Origin of the sequence: Aurantimonas sp. Leaf443 (genome assembly GCF_001425575.1) — a bacterium.
GTDB lineage: Bacteria > Pseudomonadota > Alphaproteobacteria > Rhizobiales > Rhizobiaceae > Leaf443.
Map to the genome: position 1 here is coordinate 155,719 of NZ_LMRD01000006.1, position 21,029 is coordinate 176,747.

General features: G+C 71.2%; 22 protein-coding genes. 12 read left to right on the forward strand and 10 right to left on the reverse strand.

Annotated elements, in window-relative coordinates; all coding sequences use genetic code 11:
* Positions 1–74 precede the first annotated feature (74 nt).
* On the forward strand, positions 75–2,687 hold the full coding sequence (locus tag ASG48_RS05420) for a TIGR02302 family protein (protein ID WP_055846407.1): 2,613 nt from the start codon (positions 75–77) through the stop codon (positions 2,685–2,687).
* Between the two features lie 291 nt (positions 2,688–2,978).
* On the opposite strand, the gene ASG48_RS05425 is transcribed toward ASG48_RS05420, so the two are convergent.
* The 3 genes from ASG48_RS05425 to ASG48_RS05435 all read right to left on the reverse strand — a co-directional run bounded on the left by ASG48_RS05425 (position 2,979) and on the right by ASG48_RS05435 (position 4,900).
* Positions 2,979–3,398: a response regulator gene (locus ASG48_RS05425; protein ID WP_055846410.1), complete on the reverse strand. Its 420-nt coding sequence runs from the start codon at positions 3,396–3,398 to the stop codon at positions 2,979–2,981.
* Between the two features lie 183 nt (positions 3,399–3,581).
* Complete coding sequence (hpt, locus tag ASG48_RS05430; RefSeq protein ID WP_055846414.1) at positions 3,582–4,127, reverse strand: hypoxanthine phosphoribosyltransferase; 546 nt, start codon at positions 4,125–4,127, stop codon at positions 3,582–3,584.
* Positions 4,124–4,900: an FxLYD domain-containing protein gene (locus ASG48_RS05435; protein ID WP_156381462.1), complete on the reverse strand. Its 777-nt coding sequence runs from the start codon at positions 4,898–4,900 to the stop codon at positions 4,124–4,126. Before ASG48_RS05435 ends, hpt begins: the two co-directional genes overlap by 4 nt.
* Positions 4,901–5,096: 196 nt before the next feature.
* On the opposite strand from ASG48_RS05435, the gene ftsE reads away from it, so the two are divergent.
* The 4 genes from ftsE (at position 5,097) to ASG48_RS05455 (ending at position 8,465) form a co-directional block, all read left to right on the forward strand.
* Positions 5,097–5,756: a cell division ATP-binding protein FtsE gene (gene ftsE / locus ASG48_RS05440; RefSeq protein WP_055846420.1), complete on the forward strand. Its 660-nt coding sequence runs from the start codon at positions 5,097–5,099 to the stop codon at positions 5,754–5,756.
* The gene (locus ASG48_RS05445; RefSeq protein ID WP_055846423.1) at positions 5,749–6,717 is read left to right on the forward strand and encodes an ABC transporter permease; all 969 of its coding nucleotides are present in this window, start codon (positions 5,749–5,751) and stop codon (positions 6,715–6,717) included. Before ftsE ends, ASG48_RS05445 begins: the two co-directional genes overlap by 8 nt.
* A gap of 112 nt (positions 6,718–6,829) precedes the next feature.
* The gene (locus ASG48_RS05450; RefSeq protein ID WP_055846426.1) at positions 6,830–7,528 is read left to right on the forward strand and encodes a YdcF family protein; all 699 of its coding nucleotides are present in this window, start codon (positions 6,830–6,832) and stop codon (positions 7,526–7,528) included.
* Between the two features lie 148 nt (positions 7,529–7,676).
* The gene (locus ASG48_RS05455; protein WP_244486771.1) at positions 7,677–8,465 is read left to right on the forward strand and encodes a 1-acyl-sn-glycerol-3-phosphate acyltransferase; all 789 of its coding nucleotides are present in this window, start codon (positions 7,677–7,679) and stop codon (positions 8,463–8,465) included.
* A gap of 12 nt (positions 8,466–8,477) precedes the next feature.
* Here the strand turns inward: ASG48_RS05455 and ASG48_RS18195 are convergent, their stop codons facing one another.
* Positions 8,478–8,990, reverse strand: coding sequence for a gamma-glutamylcyclotransferase (locus ASG48_RS18195; protein ID WP_055847873.1), 513 nt, complete (start codon positions 8,988–8,990; stop codon positions 8,478–8,480).
* 84 nt (positions 8,991–9,074) lie between these two features.
* Between ASG48_RS18195 and ASG48_RS05465 the strand changes: the two genes are divergently transcribed.
* A complete protein-coding gene (locus ASG48_RS05465; protein ID WP_055846431.1) occupies positions 9,075–10,094 on the forward strand; it encodes a DUF2125 domain-containing protein in 1,020 nt (339 codons plus the stop codon).
* A 5-nt stretch (positions 10,095–10,099) separates the two neighbouring features.
* Here the strand turns inward: ASG48_RS05465 and ASG48_RS05470 are convergent, their stop codons facing one another.
* The gene (locus ASG48_RS05470; protein WP_055846434.1) at positions 10,100–11,026 is read right to left on the reverse strand and encodes a prephenate/arogenate dehydrogenase family protein; all 927 of its coding nucleotides are present in this window, start codon (positions 11,024–11,026) and stop codon (positions 10,100–10,102) included.
* Positions 11,023–12,120 (reverse strand): histidinol-phosphate transaminase, encoded by a 1,098-nt coding sequence (locus ASG48_RS05475; protein WP_055846437.1) that lies wholly within the window; start codon positions 12,118–12,120, stop codon positions 11,023–11,025. The genes ASG48_RS05470 and ASG48_RS05475 overlap by 4 nt, the downstream gene beginning before the upstream one ends.
* Before the next feature lie 224 nt (positions 12,121–12,344).
* Between ASG48_RS05475 and ASG48_RS05480 the strand changes: the two genes are divergently transcribed.
* Positions 12,345–13,520 (forward strand): homoserine O-acetyltransferase, encoded by a 1,176-nt coding sequence (locus ASG48_RS05480; protein WP_055846441.1) that lies wholly within the window; start codon positions 12,345–12,347, stop codon positions 13,518–13,520.
* A gap of 5 nt (positions 13,521–13,525) precedes the next feature.
* Complete coding sequence (metW, locus tag ASG48_RS05485; RefSeq protein ID WP_055846444.1) at positions 13,526–14,182, forward strand: methionine biosynthesis protein MetW; 657 nt, start codon at positions 13,526–13,528, stop codon at positions 14,180–14,182.
* Between the two features lie 8 nt (positions 14,183–14,190).
* Here the strand turns inward: metW and ASG48_RS05490 are convergent, their stop codons facing one another.
* The gene (locus ASG48_RS05490) at positions 14,191–15,426 is read right to left on the reverse strand and encodes a GGDEF domain-containing protein (protein ID WP_156381464.1); all 1,236 of its coding nucleotides are present in this window, start codon (positions 15,424–15,426) and stop codon (positions 14,191–14,193) included.
* A 143-nt stretch (positions 15,427–15,569) separates the two neighbouring features.
* Positions 15,570–16,328: a methyltransferase domain-containing protein gene (locus tag ASG48_RS05495; RefSeq protein WP_055846451.1), complete on the reverse strand. Its 759-nt coding sequence runs from the start codon at positions 16,326–16,328 to the stop codon at positions 15,570–15,572.
* Positions 16,329–16,490: 162 nt separating this feature from the next.
* Between ASG48_RS05495 and gloB the strand changes: the two genes are divergently transcribed.
* Both gloB and ASG48_RS05505 read left to right on the forward strand, forming a co-directional pair.
* The gene (gene gloB / locus ASG48_RS05500; RefSeq protein WP_055846454.1) at positions 16,491–17,261 is read left to right on the forward strand and encodes a hydroxyacylglutathione hydrolase; all 771 of its coding nucleotides are present in this window, start codon (positions 16,491–16,493) and stop codon (positions 17,259–17,261) included.
* On the forward strand, positions 17,261–17,713 hold the full coding sequence (locus tag ASG48_RS05505) for a cupin domain-containing protein (protein WP_055846457.1): 453 nt from the start codon (positions 17,261–17,263) through the stop codon (positions 17,711–17,713). Before gloB ends, ASG48_RS05505 begins: the two co-directional genes overlap by 1 nt.
* A 60-nt stretch (positions 17,714–17,773) precedes the next feature.
* Here the strand turns inward: ASG48_RS05505 and ASG48_RS05510 are convergent, their stop codons facing one another.
* A complete protein-coding gene (locus ASG48_RS05510) occupies positions 17,774–18,664 on the reverse strand; it encodes an EamA family transporter (RefSeq protein WP_055847876.1) in 891 nt (296 codons plus the stop codon).
* A gap of 81 nt (positions 18,665–18,745) precedes the next feature.
* Entirely contained in the window at positions 18,746–19,528 is a 783-nt protein-coding gene (locus ASG48_RS05515; RefSeq protein WP_055846460.1) for a DUF3108 domain-containing protein, read from the reverse strand.
* Positions 19,529–19,787: 259 nt separating this feature from the next.
* Here ASG48_RS05515 and rpmB point away from each other — a divergent pair, with 259 nt between their 5' ends.
* Both rpmB and ASG48_RS05525 read left to right on the forward strand, forming a co-directional pair.
* Entirely contained in the window at positions 19,788–20,096 is a 309-nt protein-coding gene (gene rpmB, locus ASG48_RS05520; RefSeq protein ID WP_055846462.1) for a 50S ribosomal protein L28, read from the forward strand.
* Positions 20,097–20,313: 217 nt separating this feature from the next.
* Entirely contained in the window at positions 20,314–21,015 is a 702-nt protein-coding gene (locus ASG48_RS05525; protein WP_055846465.1) for a queuosine precursor transporter, read from the forward strand.
* Positions 21,016–21,029 lie beyond the last annotated feature (14 nt).

Consider the following 21,029-nt stretch of genomic DNA (forward strand, 5'->3'; position numbering starts at 1 on the left):
AACGGCGTCAGCGCCTCGCCTTCGCCTCAAAAGCTGTTACTCTTCAACCCGATCGACTTGGGGAAGGCGGCTTGATGGCGGAACGCGACCGGCAGGACGATGCGCAAGAGCGCGGCCGCTTCGACGCGCCCCGCCGCGCGGCCTTTCTGGCGCTGACGCTGGAAGCGGCGTGGCCGCTGGTTCTGCCGCTGGCCTGCCTCGCGTCTCTCTTCCTCGTCCTGTCCTGGTTCGGCCTCTTCGCGGCGCTGCCGCCCTTGGCGCGCCTCGTCGTCGTCGGGCTGCTCGGCCTCGCCGCGCTCGTGGCGATCGTTCGCAACCGCCATATCCGCCTGCCTTCGGCCGAGGCGGTGGACCGGCGCATCGAGGCGCGCAGCCGTCTCGACCATCAGCCGCTCCGGGCCCAGAGCGACCGGCAGAGCGGCGAGGACCCCTTCGCCGCCGCGCTCTGGCGCGAGCATCAGCGCCGCATGGCGGACCGGCTCTCCGACCTTCGCGGCGGCGCACCGGACACGCGCAGCGAGCGGCTCGATCCCCTGGCGCTGCGTGCCGTGGTGGCGCTGCTCCTCGTCACCGCCTTCGCCTTCTCCTACGGGCCGGGCGGCGGGCGCGTGTCGGACGCCTTCGCCGTCCCGCCGGGCCTCGAGATCGCGCGCGCGCGCGTCGATGCCTGGGTGACGCCGCCCGGCTATACGGGCCGGCCGCCGATCTTCCTCACCGATGCCACGGGTCCGGCCTCGGGGCCGATCGCCGTCCCCGAAGGCTCCGTCCTCTCCGTGCGCCTCTCGGACCGCTCGGGCGCCGAACTCGCCTTTACGCCGGAGGGCGCGGCCAAGGGCGAGGCCGTAGCCCCCGTCGCCAAGGACGAGGCGCCGGCCGCGACACCGGACGGCGCCGCCGCGGTGCCGGTCTCCGCACCGGCGACCGGTCCGGTCGAATACGAGTACAGGGTGATGGTGAGCGGCACGGCGCGGCTCGCCTCCGGCTTCTCCGCGCTCGGCGACTGGACCTTCGCGGTGACGCCCGACGAGGATCCCGCGATCGGTTTCAAGGACGAGCCTTCCACCGCGCGCAACGGCGCGCTGCAGCTGACCTATCGGGTCACCGACGACTACGGCGTTCGCCAGGCCAAGGGCGAGATCGCCGTCTCCGGCGCGGACCGGCCGGCGCCGGGCGCCCGTCCTCTCTTTGCAGCGCCCGACCTGAAGCTCTCGCTGCCGCGCCGCACCAAGGGCACGGCGGAGGGTCGCACCAGCGCGGACCTTACCGAGAGCCCCTATGCGGGCGCCACCGTCGACCTGACGCTCGTGGCCACCGACGATGCCGGCCAGACCGGGCGCTCGGCGACGAAGACGATGGTGCTGCCGGAACGGCGCTTCACCAATCCGCTGGCGCGCGCGGTGATCGAGCAGCGGCGCATCCTGGCGCTCGACGCCAACACCGTGCCGCGCGTCGTCTCCATGCTCGACGCGGTCACGCTGCGCGGCGAGGAGTTCATCGAGACCCCGTCCGACTATCTCGCGCTGCGCGCCGCCCGCACCCGCATCGCGACGGCCGCGAACGACGACGCGCTGCGCTCTTCGGTGGACTTCCTCTGGGAGATCGCCCTCGGGATCGAGGACGGCAACCTGTCGCTGGCCGAGAAGCGCCTGCGCGACGCGCGCGAGAATCTGTCGGAGGCGCTGGAGAACGGCGCGTCGAGCGAGGAGATCGACAAGCTGATGGCCGAGCTGCGCGAGGCCATGCAGGACTACATGCAGGCCATGGCCGAGGCCATGCGCAACCAGCCCCCGGGCCAGCAGCCGCCGCAGAACGCGCAGGAGATCCGCCCGCAGGACCTCGACAAGATGCTCGACCGCATCGAGGACCTCGCCAAGTCCGGCTCGAAGGACGCCGCCCAGCAGCTCCTTTCCGAACTGCAGCAGATGATGGACTCGATGCAGGCGATGCGCCCGGGCCAGCAGCGGCAGCAGCAGGCCGGCGAGAGCCCGATGCAGGAGCAGATGAACAAGATGGGCGAACTGCTGCAGAAGCAGCAGCAGCTCATGGACCGGACCTTCGATCTCGGCCGCCAGCGCTACCGGCAGGACGAGGGCGGCGCGCCGCAGGAGGGACAGGAGGGACAGCCGCAGCAGGGCGAGGGCGGCCAGCCGATGACCGAGGAACAGCTGCAGCAGGCGCTGAAGGACCTGCAGCAGCAGCAGGGCCAGCTGCAGAAGGACCTTGAGGCCATGCAGAAGGGCATGGAAGGCATGGGCATGAAGCCCGGCCAGGGTCTGGGCGAAGCCAAGGACGCGATGGGACAGGCCGAGGGCGCGCTCGGGCAGGGCGAGGACGGGCAGGCCGTGGACCAGCAGGGCCGGGCCATGCAGGCGCTGCGCCGCGGCGCGCGCGACATGATGCAGCAGATGCAGCAGGCCATGCAGCAGGGCCAGGGCCAGCCCGGCCAGCAGCCCGGCGGCCAGCCGGGCCAGGGCTTCGGCGGCCAGCAGCAGCAGTCCGGCCGCGATCCGCTCGGCCGGCCGCGCCAGACGCAGGGGCCCGATTTCGGCCAGGATGTCGGCGTGCCCGACGAGATCGACGCCCAGCGCGCGCGCGCCATTCTCGACGCCATCCGCGAGCGTCTCGGCGATGCGCTGTCGCCGCAGATGGAGCGCGACTATCTGGAGCGGCTGCTGCGCACGCCGTGAGGCGATTCACGCCGGGCACGCGGGCGGACGGTTCCAAGCCCTCCGCGAGACTTGCAGCACGTCGCCTCGGCTCGTCGGAGGCGCAGCGGGAGGGATGCCGGGTGCCTCTGCCCCCGCGGCCTTCGCCGCCGGTCCGTGTTTCCGCGCCCAGCCCTCGCCGGGACGTCCCGAGAACCGTTGCCAGGACGAGGTCGCGCGACGTTTCGCCGGGCTTGCCGAAGGCGCCGACACGCCTGTCGCCGCCTGCCGATGGAGACGCGCGAGCGGTCGTGCCGTCGCGGCTCCGGGCGCTCAGCCGTAGAGGCGCAGGTCCGTCTCGTCCGGCTCCGCCTGGGCCCGCGGGCGGCGGGCGGCAAGGACGCGTCCGACCTCGCGGCGCACGGTGGCGATCGGGAAGGGCTTCTCCAGGACGCCCTCGATGACGGCGGCGAGATCGGCCGCCGCTTCCTTCTGCTCGGCATAGCCGGTCATCAGCAGGATCGGCAGGTCCGGCCAGACGGCCGCGATCTCGTAGGCGATCTCGATGCCGGTGAGGCCGGGCATGCGGATGTCGGACAGGACGAGGTCGAAGGCGCCCTTGCGCTCCACGAGGATCTCGAGGGCCGCGTCGCCGTCCTCGGCCTCGGTCACGACATGGCCTTCGAGGCGCAGGGCACGCGAAACGAGAAGGCGCACCGCCATCTCATCCTCGGCGAGAAGGATCTCCGCCACCGCACTCTCCCGCTTCGGGGGGTTCAAATCAGTCCCGGACTCCGCGCGTAGCCTTCGAAGCTGGTGCGAAGCTGGGCGAGCCGCCCACGGGCGGCCCACGGACCTCAATGCGGCGGAAAGACTGAAGGCGGCGTTAAGGCTCACGTAAGTTCGGCGCGGCGGCGCCCGTCTCGCGGCTGGCCGTCACGCCTCGTCGGGCAGCACGTGGCCGACGAAGGGGAGTTCGCGGAAGGCATGGCCGACATCCATCCCGTAGCCGACGACGAAGAGGTCCGGGCAGTCGAAGCCGACATAGTCGGCCTCGATCGGCGCGACCCGGTGCATCTTCTTGTCGAGGAGGGCGGCGAGTTCGACGCTGGTCGCGCCGCGCGAGAGGAGGAGGTCGCGGGCGAAGGCGAGCGTGCGGCCCGATTCCAGGATATCGTCCACGAGAAGCACGGCGCGGCCCGCCACGGGGCCCTCGATGTCGCGCACGACGCGCACGTCGCCCCCTTGCGTGCCCGAACCGTAGCTCGACAGCGAGATGAACTCGACCTCCGGCGCGAGCCCGTTGCGATGCATGGCGCGGATGAGATCGGCCGCGAAGACGAAGGAGCCCTTCAGCACGGCGACGACGAGGATCTCGCGCGGCGGGCGGGCGGCGATCTCGGTGGCGAGCCGTTCGACGGCGGCCGCGATGGCGGCTTCGTCGAAGAGCGGTTCGATGCGGCGGCCGCGGATCTCCCTCACAGCGATGTCTCCTGCGGCACGAGCTTGATCGAGACGGCGCCCGCGAGCTCGGCCGGCACCGCGATGCGGGTGGAGAAGGCGAGCGTTTCGCCCGCGGCCAGCCTGTCGCGTGTCGGGCGGAAGGGGCGCTGCAGCGTGCGGCCGGCCTCGTCGGTGAGGGCGATGCGCATGGTCGGCACGAGGCTGGGGGTCTGCAAGGCATTGCGCAGCGTGCCGGAGACGGTGAGGACGGCGCCCGCGCCGCGGGTCGTGATGGCGCTCGTCGCGTTCTCCACCGCGATGCCGCCCACGAGGGTCGCCGAGATGTCCGGCGCGGCGAGCGTCGCGGCGACGGGCGCGCCGAGCATCGTGAGGAGAAGGGCCGGTACCGAAAGAAGTCCGATGAGGAAGCCGCAGGCGAAGAGCGCGCGGCGGGCGAGCGGGGCGCCGCGCGCGAGCTCGGCGAGCGCGGCCAGCGGCGAGCGGCGGCGGGGAACGAGGCGCCGCAGCTGCTGGACGCCCTGCGGCTGGAACACGAGATCCACCGGCGGCGCCATCCGGCGGCCGAAGTTCGCCGTGGGTGCCGGTGCCGCGGGCGCCGCAGGCACTGCCGGCGGGGGCACCTCGTAGACGGGCGACAGGATGCGCTCGGTCGGGCGGGCGCGCGCGGTCGTCACGATCGGGCGGCTCGACAGGCGCTCGGCGGTCGCATCGATCACCCGCGCCGGGCGTCGGGCGGTGCGGTCTCGCGCGTCCGGCCGGCCGGGGGCGGGCTTTTCCTGCGATGACGACATGGCGGCGTTCCCTGTTCCTCGTTCACCAATCGGTAAGGAACTATGCTTAACAAAGGGTGAAGCGGTGGGCACCGGCCTGCGGGAGCCTTGCCCTCGAAAACACCACAGTCGCACCGACGATGGAGCGCCTTGCCCCAGACGCCGCGCCGAGGCCGGCGCCCTGCGGGCCGAACCGCGCGAGAAGGATCGCCAAGCCTTGATTCGCTTCGAGAATGTCGGCCTTCGCTACGACATGGGACCGGAAGTGCTGCGCGATCTCTCCTTCGAGCTCCGCAAGCAGTCCTTCCAGTTCCTCACCGGTCCCTCGGGCGCGGGCAAGACGAGCCTCCTGCGCATGCTGTTCCTGGCGCTCAAGCCGACGCGCGGGCTCATCACCATCCTCGGCAAGGACGCCGCCAGCCTCTCGCGCCAGGACCTGCCCTCGATCCGCCGGCGCATCGGCGTCGTGTTCCAGGACTTCCGGCTCCTCGACCACATGACCACCTACGAGAACGTCGCCCTGCCGCTGCGCGTGCGCGGCAAGGAGGAGGCGAGCTATCGGCAGGACGTGGTCGACCTCATCAAGTGGGTGGGGCTCGGCGAGCGCATGAACGCGCTGCCCGTCGTCCTGTCCGGCGGCGAGAAGCAGCGCGCGGCGATCGCGCGCGCCCTCATCGACCAGCCCGACGTGCTCCTCGCCGACGAGCCGACCGGCAATGTCGACCCGCCGCTCGCCCGCCGCCTCCTGCGCCTCTTCCTGGAGCTGAACCGCACCGGCACGGCCGTCGTCATCGCCACCCACGACCTCACCCTGATGGACCAGGTGGACGCGCGCCGCATGATCCTTTCCGACGGGCGGCTCGAGATCCATGACTGACATCGCCCACCGCATCGGCCGCAGCCTGTCGGCCCGGCGCGCCGAGCGCCAGACGCCGATCGTGCCGCCCGCCAATGTCGCGGGGCGGGCGCTGATGACCGTCATCGCCATCATGACCTTCCTCGCCAGCCTCACGGTCGGCGCGGTGACGCTCGTCTCCGACACGGCGAGCGCCTGGCAGAGCGACATCTCGCGCGAGATCACCGTGCAGGTGAAGCCGGAGGAGGGGCTCGACATGGCCGGGGCTCTGGCGAAGGTGCAGGCCATCGCGCTCGGAACGCCGGGGGTCACGAGCGCCGGCGTCCTCGACGACGCGGCGACGGGGCGTCTCCTTCAGCCCTGGCTCGGCGAGGGGCTCGATCTCGACGAACTGCCGGTGCCGCGCCTCGTCGTCGTCTCGATCGACGAGAACGCCCCGCCGGACTTCGCCGAGATGGGCCTGCGGCTGAAGAGCGCGGTGCCCTCGGCCGAGCTCGACGACCACCGCGCCTGGGTCTCACGCCTCGTCTCCATGGCGCATGCGACCGTTCTGGTGGGCGCGGCGATCCTGGCGCTGGTCATGGTCGCGACGGTCCTCACCGTCGTCTTCGCCACGCGCGGGGCGATGTCGGGCAATCGCCAGATCATCGAGGTGCTGCATTTCGTCGGGGCGCGCGGCTCCTTCATCGCCGGGCAGTTCCAGAGCCACTTCTTCCGGCTCGGCCTGTTCGGTGCGCTCGCCGGGGGGCTCGCCGCCACGCTCGTCTTCGTCGCGATGGGCCTGTGGACGCGCTCCAACCAGGCGACGCCCGAGGCAGACCAGATCAGCGCGCTTTTCGGCGCCTTCGCCATCGGCTGGACGGGCTATGCCGGCGTCGGCCTGCTCATCGCAACCGTCGGCGCCTTGACGGCGTTGACATCGCGTTGGACGGTACAGCGTCAGCTCGCGGCGATCGACATGATCTCGCCGGTCGAGGCCTGACGGAACGAACGGCCGTTGACGAAGCCTTAACGATCCTTGCTGAAACTTCGTGCACGATGACGCGACATTCTTCCTCCCGCCGCGACTGCGGCCCGACAGTGCGGATCCGGCGGTGAGCGCCGCGGCGCGGCTGCCGGCGGCTGTCGGTGCGAGGCGGCGGCGGGCCCGTGTCGCGACGCTGAAGAGCGTCGTCCTCGTCATCCTCCTCGTCGCGGTGCTGGCGGCCGGCTACCTCGCCGGCGGGTTCCTGCGCTTCACCGAGGAGGTCAGCCGCTATGCGCAGGCGCGCCAGGAACAGCGGGCGGATGCGATCGTCGTCCTCACCGGCGGCTCGGCCCGCATCGACCAGGCGATCGATCTCCTCAAGCAGGGCTGGGGCGACAGGCTCCTCATCAGCGGCGTCAATCCCGGCACCAGCATCGCCACGCTCGCCCGCATGACGGCGACGGACCGGTCCTGGTTCGACTGCTGCGTGGACATCGACTATGCCGCGCTCGACACGATCGGCAATGCCGAGATCGCCGCGCAATGGGCCCGCCGGCGCGGCTTCGACGACCTGATCCTCGTCACCAGCGACTACCACATGCCGCGCTCGCTGCTGGAATTCACCCAGCTCTCTGGCCTGCATTCGGTCATCCCCCACGCGGTGCGCCGCAGCGACCTGTGGAAGGGCGAGGCGGTGCCGAGCGTGCCGGGGCTTCGCGTCCTCCTCGTCGAATATGCCAAGCTCGTGGCGGTGCGCCTTCGGTCCGGCATCGGCCTGCCGGTCGGATCGGCGACGAGTTCGCAGATCGCCCGCCTCGACCTGTAGAGCATCGGACGCGGGTTTGCCTTCCCCTCCGCGATGGGGCCGCACGGCGCTTCAAATCGGGGCGCACCCGTCGTAAAGCGATGCCGTCCTGCCGGTCGCGGCTCTTCCCGCACCGCCCCCCGCATCGATGCCCGGAGCGCTCCCGACGATGACCTTCCTGCGCTCGCTCGCCTTCAACGTCCTCTTCTACCTGAACCTCGCCCTGCGCCTCATCGTCCTGGCGCCCATCTTCGTCTTCGTCTCGGAGGCGCGGGGCTGGCGGATCGTCAAGGCCTGGGCCCGGTCCAGCCTCTGGCTCCTCGACAAGGTGGCGGGCACGCGCTCGCTCCTCACGGGGCAGGAGCACCTGCCGGCCGGCGGCGTCATCGTCGCGGCCAAGCACCAGTCCTACTGGGATGTGCTCGTGCTGGTCCCCGAACTCGACCGGCCGACCTTCATCCTGAAGAAGGAGCTGATGGCGGTGCCGCTCTTCGGCTGGTTCGCCCGGCACATGGGCATGATCCCGATCGACCGTTCCAAGCGCGCCGGCGTCCTGCAGGCGATGACGGGCGCGGCCCACAGGGCCGTGGAGGAGGGGCGGCAGATCGTGATCTTTCCCGAGGGCACGCGCACCGAGCCCGGCGCGGAGGCGACCTATCGGCAGGGCGTCTTCCGGCTCTACGAGGCCCTGAACCTTCCGGTCGTGCCGGTGGCGCTCAATTCCGGCCTCTACTGGCCCCGGCGCTCGCTGCTGCGCCGGCCCGGCACGGTGCGCGCGGAGTTCCTGCCGGCCATCGCGCCGGGCCTTGGCCGGGCGGAGTTCCTGGACGCGCTGCGCAATGCCATCGAGAGCCGCACGGCCGAACTCGTCGCCGAGGCCGTGGTGCGGGACGGCTACGGCGAGGAGGCGGCCAAGCGCACGGCCGCGCGCCGGCGCGTGGACACGCCCGCCGCCTGAGACGCGGCCCCCTCAGAGCCTCGCCACGACGTCCTCGAGCCAGGGGTCGCGAAGGCCGAGCGCGCGGATATGGTCCAGCGCGCTCGTGACGTAGTCGATATTGGCGCCCGACCGGCCATGGGCGGAGGCGACGATGCGCGCGGCGTCGGCGACCGCGATCCGGCCGGCATATTGCGCGTGGCCCCGATCCACCACATAGGCGAGCGCGTGCACGCTCGTGCCGCCGTCGAGGCGCACGGCGAGCGCGGTCTCGCGATAGACATTGGTGACGAGTTCGCGCTCGCGGAGATAGGCCGTCACCGCCTCGCGCTCCGCCCCGGCGACGCGGAAGGCCATGCCGACGCAGGAGCCGCCCCGGTCGAGGCCGAAGACGAGGCCCGGGCGCTCGGGCGTGCCGCGATGGACATGGGAATGGATGCAGAGCGAGCGATGATAGCCCCGCGCGCGCGCCTTCGTCGCTTCCAGGAAGGCGAAACCCGGCCGCCACATCAGCGAACCGTAGCCGAAGACCCAGAAATCGTTCATCGCCTTCAAATCGCCTCTTGCGCCATGGAGCGCCGGTGCCGAAGTCCGGCCCGGCAGGGTGCAAAGACACGAAGGATGAGCGGCATGGCAAGTGCAAGCGGACGGGACGGGCGGGCGCAGAGGGCCTTTGTCGTCATCGGCCTCGTGGCGATCCTCCTCGCCGCCCTCCTGTCCGGCGCCTGGTACTATCTGGCGCGCCAGCTCGACGCGCGCGCGGCGTCCGCGATCGAGGAGGCTGCGGCACGGGGCGTTTCGGTGGATTGCCCGCAGCGCGAGGTCTTCGGCTACCCGTTCCGGCTCGGCCTGCGCTGCGCCGCCTTCGGCCTCGACGTGCCGGGGGAGACGCTGCGCCTGACGGGCGGGGCGCTGCGCACCGCCGCCCAGATCTATCGTCCGAACCGCGTCGTCGGGGAGCTCGACGGGCCGGTGGTCGTCACCCGCGCCGACGCGCCGCCCGTGACGCTGACCTGGTCGCTGGCGCAGGCGAGCTCGACCTTCTGGACGCAAGGGGTCGATCATTTCGCGCTCGTCCTCGACGGCCTGTCGGTCGGTGCGGGGGAGCCGGGCGCGGGCGTCTCGCCGCTCGCCGAAAGCGCGCGGGTGGAGGCCCATGGCCGTCGCCGGGAGGCCGATCTCGATCTCGCCCTGTCGGCGCTGCAGCTGCGCGCGCTCGTTCCGGCCGCCGCCGGCCTGCCCGCGGCCGACACCGCGCTCGACGTGACGATCGCGGGCGCGGCCGACTGGCTCGGCGGCGCGGCCGCCGGGCGCTCCATTCCCGAGCTGATGGCCGGGCGCTCCGGCACGTTGCGTGCGATGCGCATCGATCTGGGCGCCAGCGACGCCGATCTTTCCGGCCCGTTCGAGGTCTCGCCGGAGGGCGAGATCAGCGGGCGGCTGCAGCTCGCCGTCACCGATCCGGCGGCCGTGGCCGGGACCGTGGCCGCCGCGGTGCCGGCGCTCGCCGGCGTGGCCAATGCAGTGGCCTCGGCCATCTCGTTCGCGGGACGCGAGGTGGACGGGCGCCGCGTCGTCGATCTCACGCTCGACGAAGGGCGGCTTTCGGCGGGCTTCCTGCCGCTCGGCCGCATCCCGCCGCTGCGCTGAGCCGTTCAGGCCTTCTTCGGGTGCTCGCGCCCGAAGTCCGGCTGCGCCGTGTCCTGCCCGGCCTGGATGATGCCGCGGCGGATGGCGCGGGTGCGCGTGAAGAGGTCGAAGAGCGTGTCGCCGTCGCCCCAGCGGATCGCGCGCTGCAGCAGCGCCAGATCCTCCGAGAAACGGGCGAGCATCTCCAGGACCGCGTCCTTGTTGGTCAGGAAGACGTCGCGCCACATGGTCGGGTCGGAGGCGGCGATGCGGGTGAAGTCGCGGAAGCCGGAGGCGGAGAACTTCACGACTTCCGACTGCGTGACGGTCTCCAGATCGGCGGCGGTGCCGACGATATTGTAGGCGATGAGATGCGGCACGTGGCTGACGATCGCCAGCACCAGATCGTGGTGCTCCGCCGTCATCGTCTCGACATTGGCGCCGCAGCCCTGCCAGAAGCGCCGGGTGGTCTCGACGGCCGCGACATCCGTCTCCTCGCCGGGCGTCAGGATGCACCAGCGGTTGACGAAGAGTTCGGCGAAACCTGCGTCCGGCCCCGAATGCTCGGTGCCGGCCAGCGGATGGGCCGGCACGAAATGCACGCCCGCCGGGATATGCGGCGCCATGGCCGCGATGACCGCGCCCTTCACCGAGCCGACATCCGAGACGATGGCGCCGGGCTTCAGCGCGCCGGCGAGGCCCGCCGTCACCGCGCCGCAGGCGCCGACCGGCACGCTGAGGATGACGAGATCGGCATCGCGCACGGCCTCCGCCGCCTCGGCATGGTAGCTGTCGCCGAGGCCGAGCGCTTGCGCCCGCGCCAGCGTCTCGGCGCTGCGCGTCGAGATGGCGACATGGCGCGCGAGCCCCTTTTCCCGCGCGTTCAGCGCGATCGAGGCGCCGATCAGGCCGATGCCGATCAGCGCCAGACGCTCGACGACGGGTTCGCTCATCGCGCCGCGCCGCCCATGAAGTCGGCGAGCGCGGCCACGACGCCGCGATTGGCCTCGTCGCTGCCGACCGTCAGCCGCAGCGCGTCGGGAAAGCCGTAGCCGGCGACCCGGCGCAGGATGAAGCCGCGCGCGGTGAGGAAGGCGTCGGCCGCCGCCGCCGTGCGCCCGCCCTCGGCCGGGAAATGCACGAGGACGAAGTTCGTCACGCTCGGCGTCACGCGCAGGCCGAGGGCGGAGAGATCCGCCGTCAGGCTCTCCAGCCAGCCGAGATTGTGCGTCACCGCGGTCTCGACATGGGCGCGGTCGGCGATGGCCGCGGTCGCGGCGGCGATGGCGATCGTGTTGATGTTGAAGGGACCGCGGATGCGCTCGACCGCGTCGACGATCGTGTCGGGCGCATACATCCAGCCGACGCGCAGCGCCGCGAGGCCATGGATCTTGGAGAAGGTGCGCGTCATCACGACGTTCTGGGCGCAGGAGACGAGCTCGATGCCCGCCTCGTAGTCGTTGCGGCGCACGTATTCGGCATAGGCCGCGTCGATCACCAGGACGACGCTCTTCGGCAGGCCCTCCTGCAGGCGCCGGACCTCGTCGAAGGGAATGTAGGTGCCGGTCGGATTGCCGGGATTGGCGATGAAGACGAGCTTCGTGCGCTCCGTGACGGCGGCGAGGATCGCGTCGACGTCGATGCGCGCGTCCGTCTCGGGCACGCAGACGGCCGAGGCGCCCGTCGCCAGGATCGCCGTGCGGTGCAGGAGGAAGCCGTGGGCGGTGTGGATGCCCTCGTCGCCGTCGTCGAGATAGGCCTGCGCCAGAAGCGTCAGGAGTTCGTCCGAGCCGTTGCCGCAGACGATGTTGCGCGGGTTGAGGCCGTAGCGCTCCGAGATCGCCGTCTTCAGCGCGCCCGCCTGTCCGTCGGGATAGAGCTCGAGCCGCTCAACGGCCGCGGCGGCCGCCGCGCGCGCGGCCGGCGAGGAGCCGAGCGCGCTCTCGTTGGAGGAGAGCTTGTGCAGCGTCACGCCCTCCGGCGCCTGGCTCTTGCCGGGGACATAGGCCTCGATGTCGAGGATGCCCTTCTTGGGAACGGGTCTCATGGCTGGCTCGCGACCTTGCTGCTGGCGGGCTGGCGGCGGCGCGCGAGATCGCCGACGGGGCCTTTCGCGCGCGCTCGCGGGGATGGCGCCCCCTTAGCGCCGCGGCGCCCCCTTGTCGAGGCGCCTGGGGGGCTGCGGCGTTGCGGAGGCCCGCGCCAGAGCCTATCAAGGCCGCGACAAGGGACGCGGCCGCAGGCGCCCGTCCGCATCGCATTGGTCCCGCCATGACGCTCCATGAGACCCCCGACACGATCGCCGAGGCCGCCGCGCGCGAGGCGGCGGGCCACGGGCTCGTGGCGCATTTCGGCGAGGGGGAGCCGCTGCTCCTCGACGCCGGCCGCGAGCTCTCGCCCTTCCAGATCGCCTACGAGACCTACGGCACGCTGAACGCCGGGAAGTCCAACGCCGTCCTCGTCTGCCACGCGCTCACCGGCGACCACCATGCCGCCAGCCCGTCGCCCGTCACCGGCAAGCCCGGCTGGTGGTCCTCGATCATCGGGCCGGGCAAGCCGATCGACACGGACCGATACTTCGTCGTCTGCTCCAACGTCATCGGCGGCTGCATGGGCTCAACGGGCCCGGCCTCGACCAATCCGGCGACGGGCGAGCCCTACGGCATCGACCTGCCGGTTCTGACCATCCGCGACATGGTGCGGGCGCAGGCGATGCTGATCGACCGGCTGGGGATCGACACGCTGTTCGCCGTCGTCGGCGGCTCGATGGGCGGCATGCAGGTGCTGCAATGGACGGTCAGCTATCCGGAGCGCGTCTTCTGCGCGCTGCCGATCGCCACCGGCGCGCGCCATTCCTCGCAGAACATCGCCTTCCACGAGGTCGGCCGGCAGGCGGTGATGGCCGACCCCGACTGGCGCGGCGGGCGCTACCTCGCGCAAGGCACGGTGCCGCGCAAGGGCCTCGCCGTCGCGCGCATGGCCGCGCACGTCACCTATCTCTCGGAGACGGCGCTGCAGCGCAAGTTCGGCCGCAACCTGCAGGATCGCGATTCGCTCGGCTTCGGATTCGACGCCGAGTTCCAGATCGAGAGCTACCTGCGCTACCAGGGCATGACCTTCGTCGACCGGTTCGACGCCAATTCCTATCTCTACATGACGCGGGCGATGGACTATTTCGACATCGCGGCCGATTTCGGCGGACGCCTGGCCGACGCCTTCCGCGGCTCGAGGACCCGTTTCTGCCTCGTCTCCTTCTCGTCCGACTGGCTGTTTCCCACCGAGGAGAACCGCGCCGTGGTGCATGCCCTGAACGCGGTGGCGGCGGACGTCTCCTTCGTCGAGATCGAGACCGACCGCGGACACGACGCCTTCCTTCTGGACGAGCCGGAATTCCACGCGGCGATCGACGGGTTCCTCTCCTCGGCGGCACGGGCGCGGGGGCTGTGAGCGCGATGGACGCCAGCCCCTCCGTCCGCCCCGCCGTCTCCACCGCCGAGGAGGCCGAGGAGGCCGCGCGCGTCGATCTGCGAATCGTCTCCGACCTCGTGGCCCGCGGCGCGCGCGTCCTCGACGTCGGCTGCGGCGACGGCTCGCTCCTGGAGATCCTGCGCCGCGAACGGGGCGTGGACGCGCGCGGCATCGAGATCGGCCAGCCGAACGTGAATGCCTGCGTGGCGCGCGGCCTCTCGGTGATCCAGGGCGATGCGGACCGCGACCTCGTTCACTATCCCGACGCCGCCTTCGACTACGTGATCCTGTCGCAGACGATCCAGGCGACGCGCGAACCCCACACCGTCCTGTCCGAACTCCTGCGGATCGGCGAGCGGGCGATCGTCTCCTTCCCGAATTTCGGCCATTGGTCTGTGCGCCTGTCGCTCCTGTTCGGCGGGCGCATGCCCGTGACGAGCAATCTCAGCCAGGCCTGGTACGAGACGCCGAACATCCACTTCTGCACCATCCGCGATTTCGTGGAACTCGCCGAGGCGCTGGGCGCGACGGTGGAGACGTCCGTCGCCATCAATTCCAAGGGCCAGAAGATGGGGATGAAGATGCCCTGGGCCTTCTGGAACCTGTTCGGCCAGCAGGCGGTATTCGTCCTCAAGCGGTAAGGGGCGCCTCAGGCCATGAGCGCGGCGGCCGCGACCGGAAGCGCCGTCGCGCCGCCGGGCCCGCGCGCGACGAACGGCTCGGCCGCCTCCTCCTGCTCGACGCGGTTGCGACCGCCGTTCTTGGCCCGGTAGAGCGCCTTGTCGGCGGCCAGGAGAAGGTCTCCCACCGTGCGGATGCCGGCCGGCGAGGCGGCAAGGCCGATGCTGACCGTCATGCCCGGGCCGCCGGTCGCCGCCAGATCGCGCTCCACGAGGCTGCGGATCCGTTCGGCGAGCCGGGCGGCGGCGGCCTCGTTCGTGCCGGGCACGAGGCAGACGAATTCCTCGCCGCCGAGACGCGCCACGAGGGGGACGGTGGCCGGACCGTCCGTCGCGAAGCCGGCGATCGCAAGCCGCAGCACGGCGGCGAAGCGCACCAGCGCCTCGTCGCCCGCCGCGTGGCCGAAGAGATCGTTGATGCGCTTGAAATGGTCGATGTCCAGCACCAGGAGCGTCGCGCCGCCGGCCCGCGCCATCAGCCGTTCGGATCGCGCCAGGAAGGCGCGGCGGTTGAAGAGGCCGGTCAGGGCGTCGGTCGTCGCGGCCTCGCGCTCGCGATCCGCCTCGTTGCCGAGTTCGAGCGTCGTCACCGCCATGACGAGCATGACATAGATCACCATGTAGGCCAGCAGCCAGAGCGCGGCCAGGGGATCGGGCTTGCGCAGCGGCGCGACCACGTCCTCGTTCAGCGCCGAGTAGACCGCCAGAAGGATCGAGAAACCGGTGAGGAGCAAGAGCGAGACAACCGTCACGATCCGGTTCAGCGAGGCGCGGGCGCGATGCGGGCGCAGCAGTTCCACGCACATGGCCGCGCAATAGGCTGTGAAGGCGAGCGTCGCCACGGCGTTGCGCACCGGTTCGGCCTCGAAGAAGGCGGGCACGAGACAGGCGCCGGTCCACAGCGCCGAGCCGATCCAGGTCTCGACGACGGAGCGCGAGCGCGCGTGAACGAGGCGCACGGCCGCCCAGAGAAAGGCGAAGATCTGTATGATGAAGAGCTGCGCCGCCCAGACGGCGAGCCAGTCGGGCACGACCTCGCGCAGCATGAAGAGGAGGCAGCCGAGGGTGGCGCTCGTGGCCGAGGCCGCGATCCAGAGATAGACCCGCTGTTCCCGCCGCCCGAGCCAGAGCGCCCAGAAATAAAGTGCCGTGACGAAATCGATCGCCGTGGCGGCGACGAACAACGTAGCGATGTCGAGCGTCACAATATGCAACCCTTGCCCTAGATGCACTCGCTTATAGATTGCAGCGCTTTACGCATCGATAAGCATGGTACGAAGTCACAGACCCGTGATCGCGGGCGCCGACATCCGCCGCGCTTGCATGGATCCGCCATGGGGCGCGCTGGTCAGAAGCCGCGGATGCGCGCGCCCGCGCCCGCCGGGGCCAGCACCGGCCGCACGACCCGCTTGCGCCGGCGCGCCTTCGTCGCCACCGGCACGCCGCGATAGACCTGCTTGGTCGCTTCCACCACCACGACGCCGGAGAAGACCGGCCAGGCGCTGCGTCCGACGAATTCGCAGAAGCGCACGAAGCCGAGCGCCGAGCGGCGCTTGAAAGGCGGGAAGAACAGGGCGTCCGCAAAGGCCGAGGGCGTGAAGGCGGCCGCGCGCAGGAGGCTGTTCAGCTGCCCGCGCGACCAGGGCCGGCCGGAGCCGAAGGGCGTGTGCTCGAACCGGCTCCAGACGCCGCGCCGGTTGGGCACGACGACGACGAGCCGGCCGCCGGGCGCGAGCACGCGCCAGATCTCGGCCAGCATCTCCTCGGGATTCTCGGCGAATTCCAGCGCGTGCACCATCAGGACGCGGTCGATCGAGGCGTCGACGATCGGCAGGTCGTCGATGCCGACGAGCGCGGTGCGGCAGGGCCTCGGCCCGTCCGGCCAGCGGATCGCGCCCTGGGGAGCCGGCATCAGCGCGAGCGCGCGTTCCGCGTCGGGCGCGAATCGGTCGAGATAGGGCAGGGCGTAGCCGAGGCCGACGAGTCGCTCCTCCGGGATCGGCGTCCACAGCGGCGTGAGCGCCGCCGAGATGGCGCGCGAAGCGGCCGATCCCAGCGGCGTGCCGTAGAAGTCGCGCAGTTCCAGGATGTCGGCATTCGTCGTCAGCGGCGCGCTTCCTCGTTTCGCCAGGGTCCCAGCGATCTATAGTCGCTCGTCCCGCCGAAGCCAGCCTTGCGGGAAAAAGGCCGTGCGATATCGTGCCGGCGGCGTCCCGCGCCCTACCTCGCAGGGTTCGACACCGCCGTTCCACCCGCGAAAGCGCTTGCCATGCCCCGCTTCGACATCGCCCTCTTTCCCTGCCGCACCGACAATTTCGGCGCGATCGTCCACGCGCCCGAGACCGGCACCACGATCGCGGTGGACGCGCCGGAGGAGGGGCCGATCGTGCGGGCGCTGGAGGAGCGAGGCTGGCGCCTGACGCATATCCTGACGACGCACCGTCATGCCGACCACGTGGAGGCGAATGCGGCGCTGAAGGCGCGCTACGGGGCGACGATCTACGGGCCCGCCAGGGAGCGCGACCAGATTCCGGGCCTCGACCACGCGGTCTCCGGTGGCGACGTCCTCGACGTGTCGGGCGTGCGCGTGGAGGTGATCGACACGCCCGGCCACACGATCGGCCACGTCTCCTACTACATGCCCGACGTGGTCGCCCTGTTCGCGGCCGACACCTTGTTCTCGCTCGGCTGCGGGCGTCTCTTCGAGGGAACCCCCGCGATGATGTGGGACTCGCTCCAGCGCCTGCGCGCGCTGCCGGACGAGACCATGCTCTATTGCGGCCACGAATATACCGCGACCAACGCCCGCTGCGCCGTCTCGATCGATCCCGGCAATCTCGCTTTGCAGGAGCGGGTCAAGGAGGTCGAGACGCTGCGGGTGGAGCACCGCGCGACCCTGCCCGTGCCGCTCGGGCAGGAGAAGCGCACCAATCCGTTCCTTCGGGCCGACGATCCGGACCTGATGGAGGCCATGGGCATGGCCGGCGCCGACCCGGTGGAGGTCTTCGCCGCCATGCGAAAGAAGAGGGATACCTACTGATGAGTTCAGCCGCGCTGAAGCTCGTGAAGACGCTCGACCTCAAGCCGCATCCGGAAGGCGGCTGGTACCGCGAGATGTTCCGTGACGAGGCCGGGCCGGACGGGCGCCCGCGCTCGACGGCGATCTACTACCTGCTGGAGGCCGGCGAGACGGCCGAGTGGCACCGGGTGAACCATGCCGCCGAGGTCTGGCACTGGTATGCCGGCGCGCCGCTCGTCATCACCGTCTCGCCCAACGGGCACGACGCCTCGGCCCATCGCGTCGGGCCGGGCATCGGCACGGGCGAGCTGCCGCAGTTCGTGGTGCCGGCCGGCCACTGGCAGACGGCGACCTCGCTCGGCGAGTACACGCTGGTCGGCTGCACCGTCGCGCCGGGCTTCGACTTCGCCGAGCACGAGATGGCGCCTCCCGGCTGGCGCCCGACCCCGCGCCGCCCCGACGGGCGCCGCTGAGGCCGGTGCCGAACGGCTCCGAGGGCTGCTCCGATGGGGCGGCCCTCTTTTGCGATGGCGTCAGGGCCGGACGCTTCTTCGGCCGGGTTGCCGCACGAGCCGCGCGAAGAGCGGCAGGGCGGAGAGCGCCGCGCCCGCGGTGACGAAGAGGGCCGCGGCGACGATCGCGCCGGTGAGCACGGCCTCGCCGGCCAGGATCAGCACGAGGGTCGACAGGAGCGGTGCCGCGTAGCTCGCCGCGCCGATGACCTGGATGTCGCCGTGCTTCACCCCGTAGTCCCAGACGTAGAAGGCGAGGCCGACGGGGAAGAGGCCGAGAAGGACGACGCAGGTCCATTGCCCCGGCCCCTGCGGCCAGACGGTCGTCTCGAACAGGAGATGGCAGACGAGGGAGAGGGCGGCCGTCGCCGCGCAGAAGCCCGTCACCACGTCCGTCGGCACGGTGCCGAAGCGTCGCGACAGGAGCGAGTAGGCCGACCAGAAGAGCGCGCAGAGCGCGGCGAGCCCGTAGCCGAGCGCGTATTGCGGGGAGAAGGCGACCGAGCCGCCGCGCGTGACGATGAGGCCGGCGCCCACGAGCCCGAGCACGGCCCCCGCCGCGTGGAACCAGCGCAGGCGCTCGCCCGGCAGGAAGGCCGAGCCGAGGACGATCAGGAGCGGCCAGAGATAGGCGATGAGGCTCGCCTCCGCCGGCGGCGCGTTGCGCAGGGCTGCGAAGTAGAGCGCGTGATAGCCGAAGAGGCCGCCGATGCCGAGCGCCCAGACCGCCGGCAGCTGGCGGAACACTTTCGGGCTCGCCCCGCGCGCGACGAAGATCACGAGCCCGACCAGCGTGCCGATGCCGAAGGTCAGCGCGTTCATCTGGAACGGCGGCACGGCGCCGCTGCGAGCGGTCAGAAGCGCCAGCAGCGACCACATGAGCACGGCCGCAAATCCCGATAACGTCCCCATCTCGCCTTCCAGCCTCTCGCCCAGGTCCCCGGTCGGCGGCCACATCGGCCGCCCCGGATGCGTGCGTCAAGCGAGGCGGCGCTACTTCACCGCGACGGACGTCGCCGAGAGGGTCAGCGGGCCGACCTGCGTCGGGATCATGGCGTAGACCGGCACATAGACGTCGGGGCGCGCGATGGGGGCGAACCAGAGCTGGATCGTCTGCCCCTTCAGGTAGTTCAGGCCCTTGGAGGAGCGGTCGTAGCCGCCGACGGGCTGGATGCGCACGTTGCAGACATGCGCCTCGCCCTCGTAGCCGTTCATCTTGTAGGCCCGCTTGCCCTGCGCGGAGAGGTTGAGGTCGAGCCGCGACCAGCCGTCGTAGAGGCGCAGGGTGCGCCGGCAGACCGAATCGGGCTTGTCGGCGCGGATCATCAGGCCGCTCAGCGGATCGACGACGGAGGCGAGCTGCGCGCGGGCGATCGGCACATAGTCGGGCTTGGGCTTGCCGCGGCGGGGAAAGACATTGGCCGAGACGACCCGGCCGCCGGAGAACTTGATGTCGCTCGACCACTTCTTCTCGCCGGTCGCGTAGTTCAGCCCGTAGCTGTCCGCCAGGAAGCCGCGCGGGGTGAGTCGGCCCGACACCTTGCTCGTGCCCCCCGTCTGCGAGACGAGCGCGCCGAGCCCGGCCGAGGAGAGGCTGCCCGAGACCTGGAAACGCGCGCCGTCGATCACGGTGTCGAAGGAGGCGCGCCCGATGGGCAGGCCGATCACGGACATGCCGTATTGCGTCGTCACCGTCTGCCGCTCGGCCTTCGCGCCCGCGGGCGCAAGGAGAAGGAGGGCGCCAAGGGCGGGGGCGAGGAGGCGCTTTCGGGCCATGGAGGTGATCCTGCGGAAGGCGAGCGATGGAGCACTCTACCGCAGGTGCGAAGCCCGCCGCGAGCCTTGCATCGCCCCATCACCGAAAATCGTCCGCGCCTGCGCGCGGCCGGACGCGGCTTTCGCCCGAAGTCTTGACGCTGGCGAGCGCATGCGCTTATAGGAGCGGCAGTTTCCCGATCATGCCCGACCGCAGTGATCGCGCCGGATTTCGGCGGCGTGTCTCGTCCGGGCGCTTGGTACTTCGAAAGGTGATCCGATGTCGCGCGCTTGCGAACTCACGGGCAAGGCCGTCCAGTCCGGCAACAATGTCAGCCACGCGAACAACAAGACGCGTCGCCGCTTCCTGCCGAACCTGTGCAACGTCACGCTCATCTCCGACGCCCTCGGCCAGCGCGTGCGTCTGCGCGTCTCGGCGAACGCGCTACGTTCGGTCGAGCATCGCGGCGGCCTCGACGCCTTCCTGCTCAAGGCCCGCGAGATCGAGCTTTCGCAGAAGGCCAAGCTCCTGAAGCGCCAGATCGCCAAGAAGGTCGCCGCCGCCGCTCCGACGAGCGAAGCGGCCTGATCCAGCGAAGTCCCGGCCGGTCTCGACCGGCCGACCGACGCGCCATTCCGGGATCGGCGGCCTTGCGGCCGGCGGTCCCTTTTCTTTGATGCCGGCGGCGCCGCGAGGGAGTCGTCCCTGCCGTTCCGGCCCTCACGCCCGACATCCCCGCGCCGCCGCGCGCGGGACGCCCCGACCGCTGGTGCCATAACCCAGCCTAAAAAAATGGAACGCCCCGATGGCCCGATCCGTCTCGCTTTTCTCCACGCCCCTCCTGCCGGCCACGGCCATGGCGGTCGTGGTGCTGGCCTCCAACATCCTCGTCCAGTTTCCGGTGCCCTGGAGCGTCGGCCCGCTGGCGCTCGGCGACATCCTCACCTTCGGTGCCTTCACCTATCCCTTCGCCTTCCTGGTGACGGATCTGACGAACCGCCTGCACGGGCCGCGCGCGGCGCGCCGGGCGGTCTATGCGGGTTTCGCGGTGGCGGTCGCGACCTCCATCGCCATGCCGCCGCTGCTCTTTGCGGCCGGGCTCCTGCCCTTCGAGACGACGGGCGAGCGGCTCGCGCGCATCGCCTTGGCCTCGGGCACGGCCTTCCTCTTCGCCCAGCTCCTCGACATTGCCGTCTTCAACCGCCTGCGCGGCCGCGGCTGGTGGAAGGCGCCGGCCTTCGGCTCGGTCTCCGGCTCGCTTCTGGATACGGCGGTGTTCTTCAGCCTCGCCTTCGCGCCGGCCTTCGTCTTTCTCGGCGCGGGAGACGAGTTCGCGCTGGAGAGCGCGCCGCTCCTCGGCCTGTTCGCCACCGAGGTTCCGCGCTGGATCTCCTGGGCGCTCGGGGACCTGACGGTGAAGCTCCTGATCGCGGCCTTCGCGCTCGTGCCCTACCGGGTCGTCGTGGAACTGGTGCTGCCGGCCGACAGGGCGCGCCTGCGCGCCTGAGGGCAGCGCGGGTC

Coding starts and splice junctions, on each gene's coding strand:
- rpmB (WP_055846462.1), top strand. CDS start 19,788: ATGTCGCGCGCTTGCGAACTCACGGGCAAGGCCGTCCAGTCCGGCAAC.
- ASG48_RS05525 (WP_055846465.1), top strand. CDS start 20,314: ATGGCCCGATCCGTCTCGCTTTTCTCCACGCCCCTCCTGCCGGCCACG.
- ASG48_RS05505 (WP_055846457.1), top strand. CDS start 17,261: ATGAGTTCAGCCGCGCTGAAGCTCGTGAAGACGCTCGACCTCAAGCCG.
- ASG48_RS05475 (WP_055846437.1), bottom strand. CDS start 12,120: ATGAGACCCGTTCCCAAGAAGGGCATCCTCGACATCGAGGCCTATGTC.
- ASG48_RS05465 (WP_055846431.1), top strand. CDS start 9,075: ATGGCAAGTGCAAGCGGACGGGACGGGCGGGCGCAGAGGGCCTTTGTC.
- ASG48_RS18195 (WP_055847873.1), bottom strand. CDS start 8,990: ATGAACGATTTCTGGGTCTTCGGCTACGGTTCGCTGATGTGGCGGCCG.
- ASG48_RS05510 (WP_055847876.1), bottom strand. CDS start 18,664: ATGGGGACGTTATCGGGATTTGCGGCCGTGCTCATGTGGTCGCTGCTG.
- ASG48_RS05455 (WP_244486771.1), top strand. CDS start 7,677: ATGACCTTCCTGCGCTCGCTCGCCTTCAACGTCCTCTTCTACCTGAAC.
- metW (WP_055846444.1), top strand. CDS start 13,526: ATGGACGCCAGCCCCTCCGTCCGCCCCGCCGTCTCCACCGCCGAGGAG.
- ASG48_RS05470 (WP_055846434.1), bottom strand. CDS start 11,026: ATGAGCGAACCCGTCGTCGAGCGTCTGGCGCTGATCGGCATCGGCCTG.
- ASG48_RS05445 (WP_055846423.1), top strand. CDS start 5,749: ATGACTGACATCGCCCACCGCATCGGCCGCAGCCTGTCGGCCCGGCGC.
- ASG48_RS05515 (WP_055846460.1), bottom strand. CDS start 19,528: ATGGCCCGAAAGCGCCTCCTCGCCCCCGCCCTTGGCGCCCTCCTTCTC.
- ASG48_RS05480 (WP_055846441.1), top strand. CDS start 12,345: ATGACGCTCCATGAGACCCCCGACACGATCGCCGAGGCCGCCGCGCGC.
- ASG48_RS05420 (WP_055846407.1), top strand. CDS start 75: ATGGCGGAACGCGACCGGCAGGACGATGCGCAAGAGCGCGGCCGCTTC.
- ASG48_RS05435 (WP_156381462.1), bottom strand. CDS start 4,900: ATGTCGTCATCGCAGGAAAAGCCCGCCCCCGGCCGGCCGGACGCGCGA.
- gloB (WP_055846454.1), top strand. CDS start 16,491: ATGCCCCGCTTCGACATCGCCCTCTTTCCCTGCCGCACCGACAATTTC.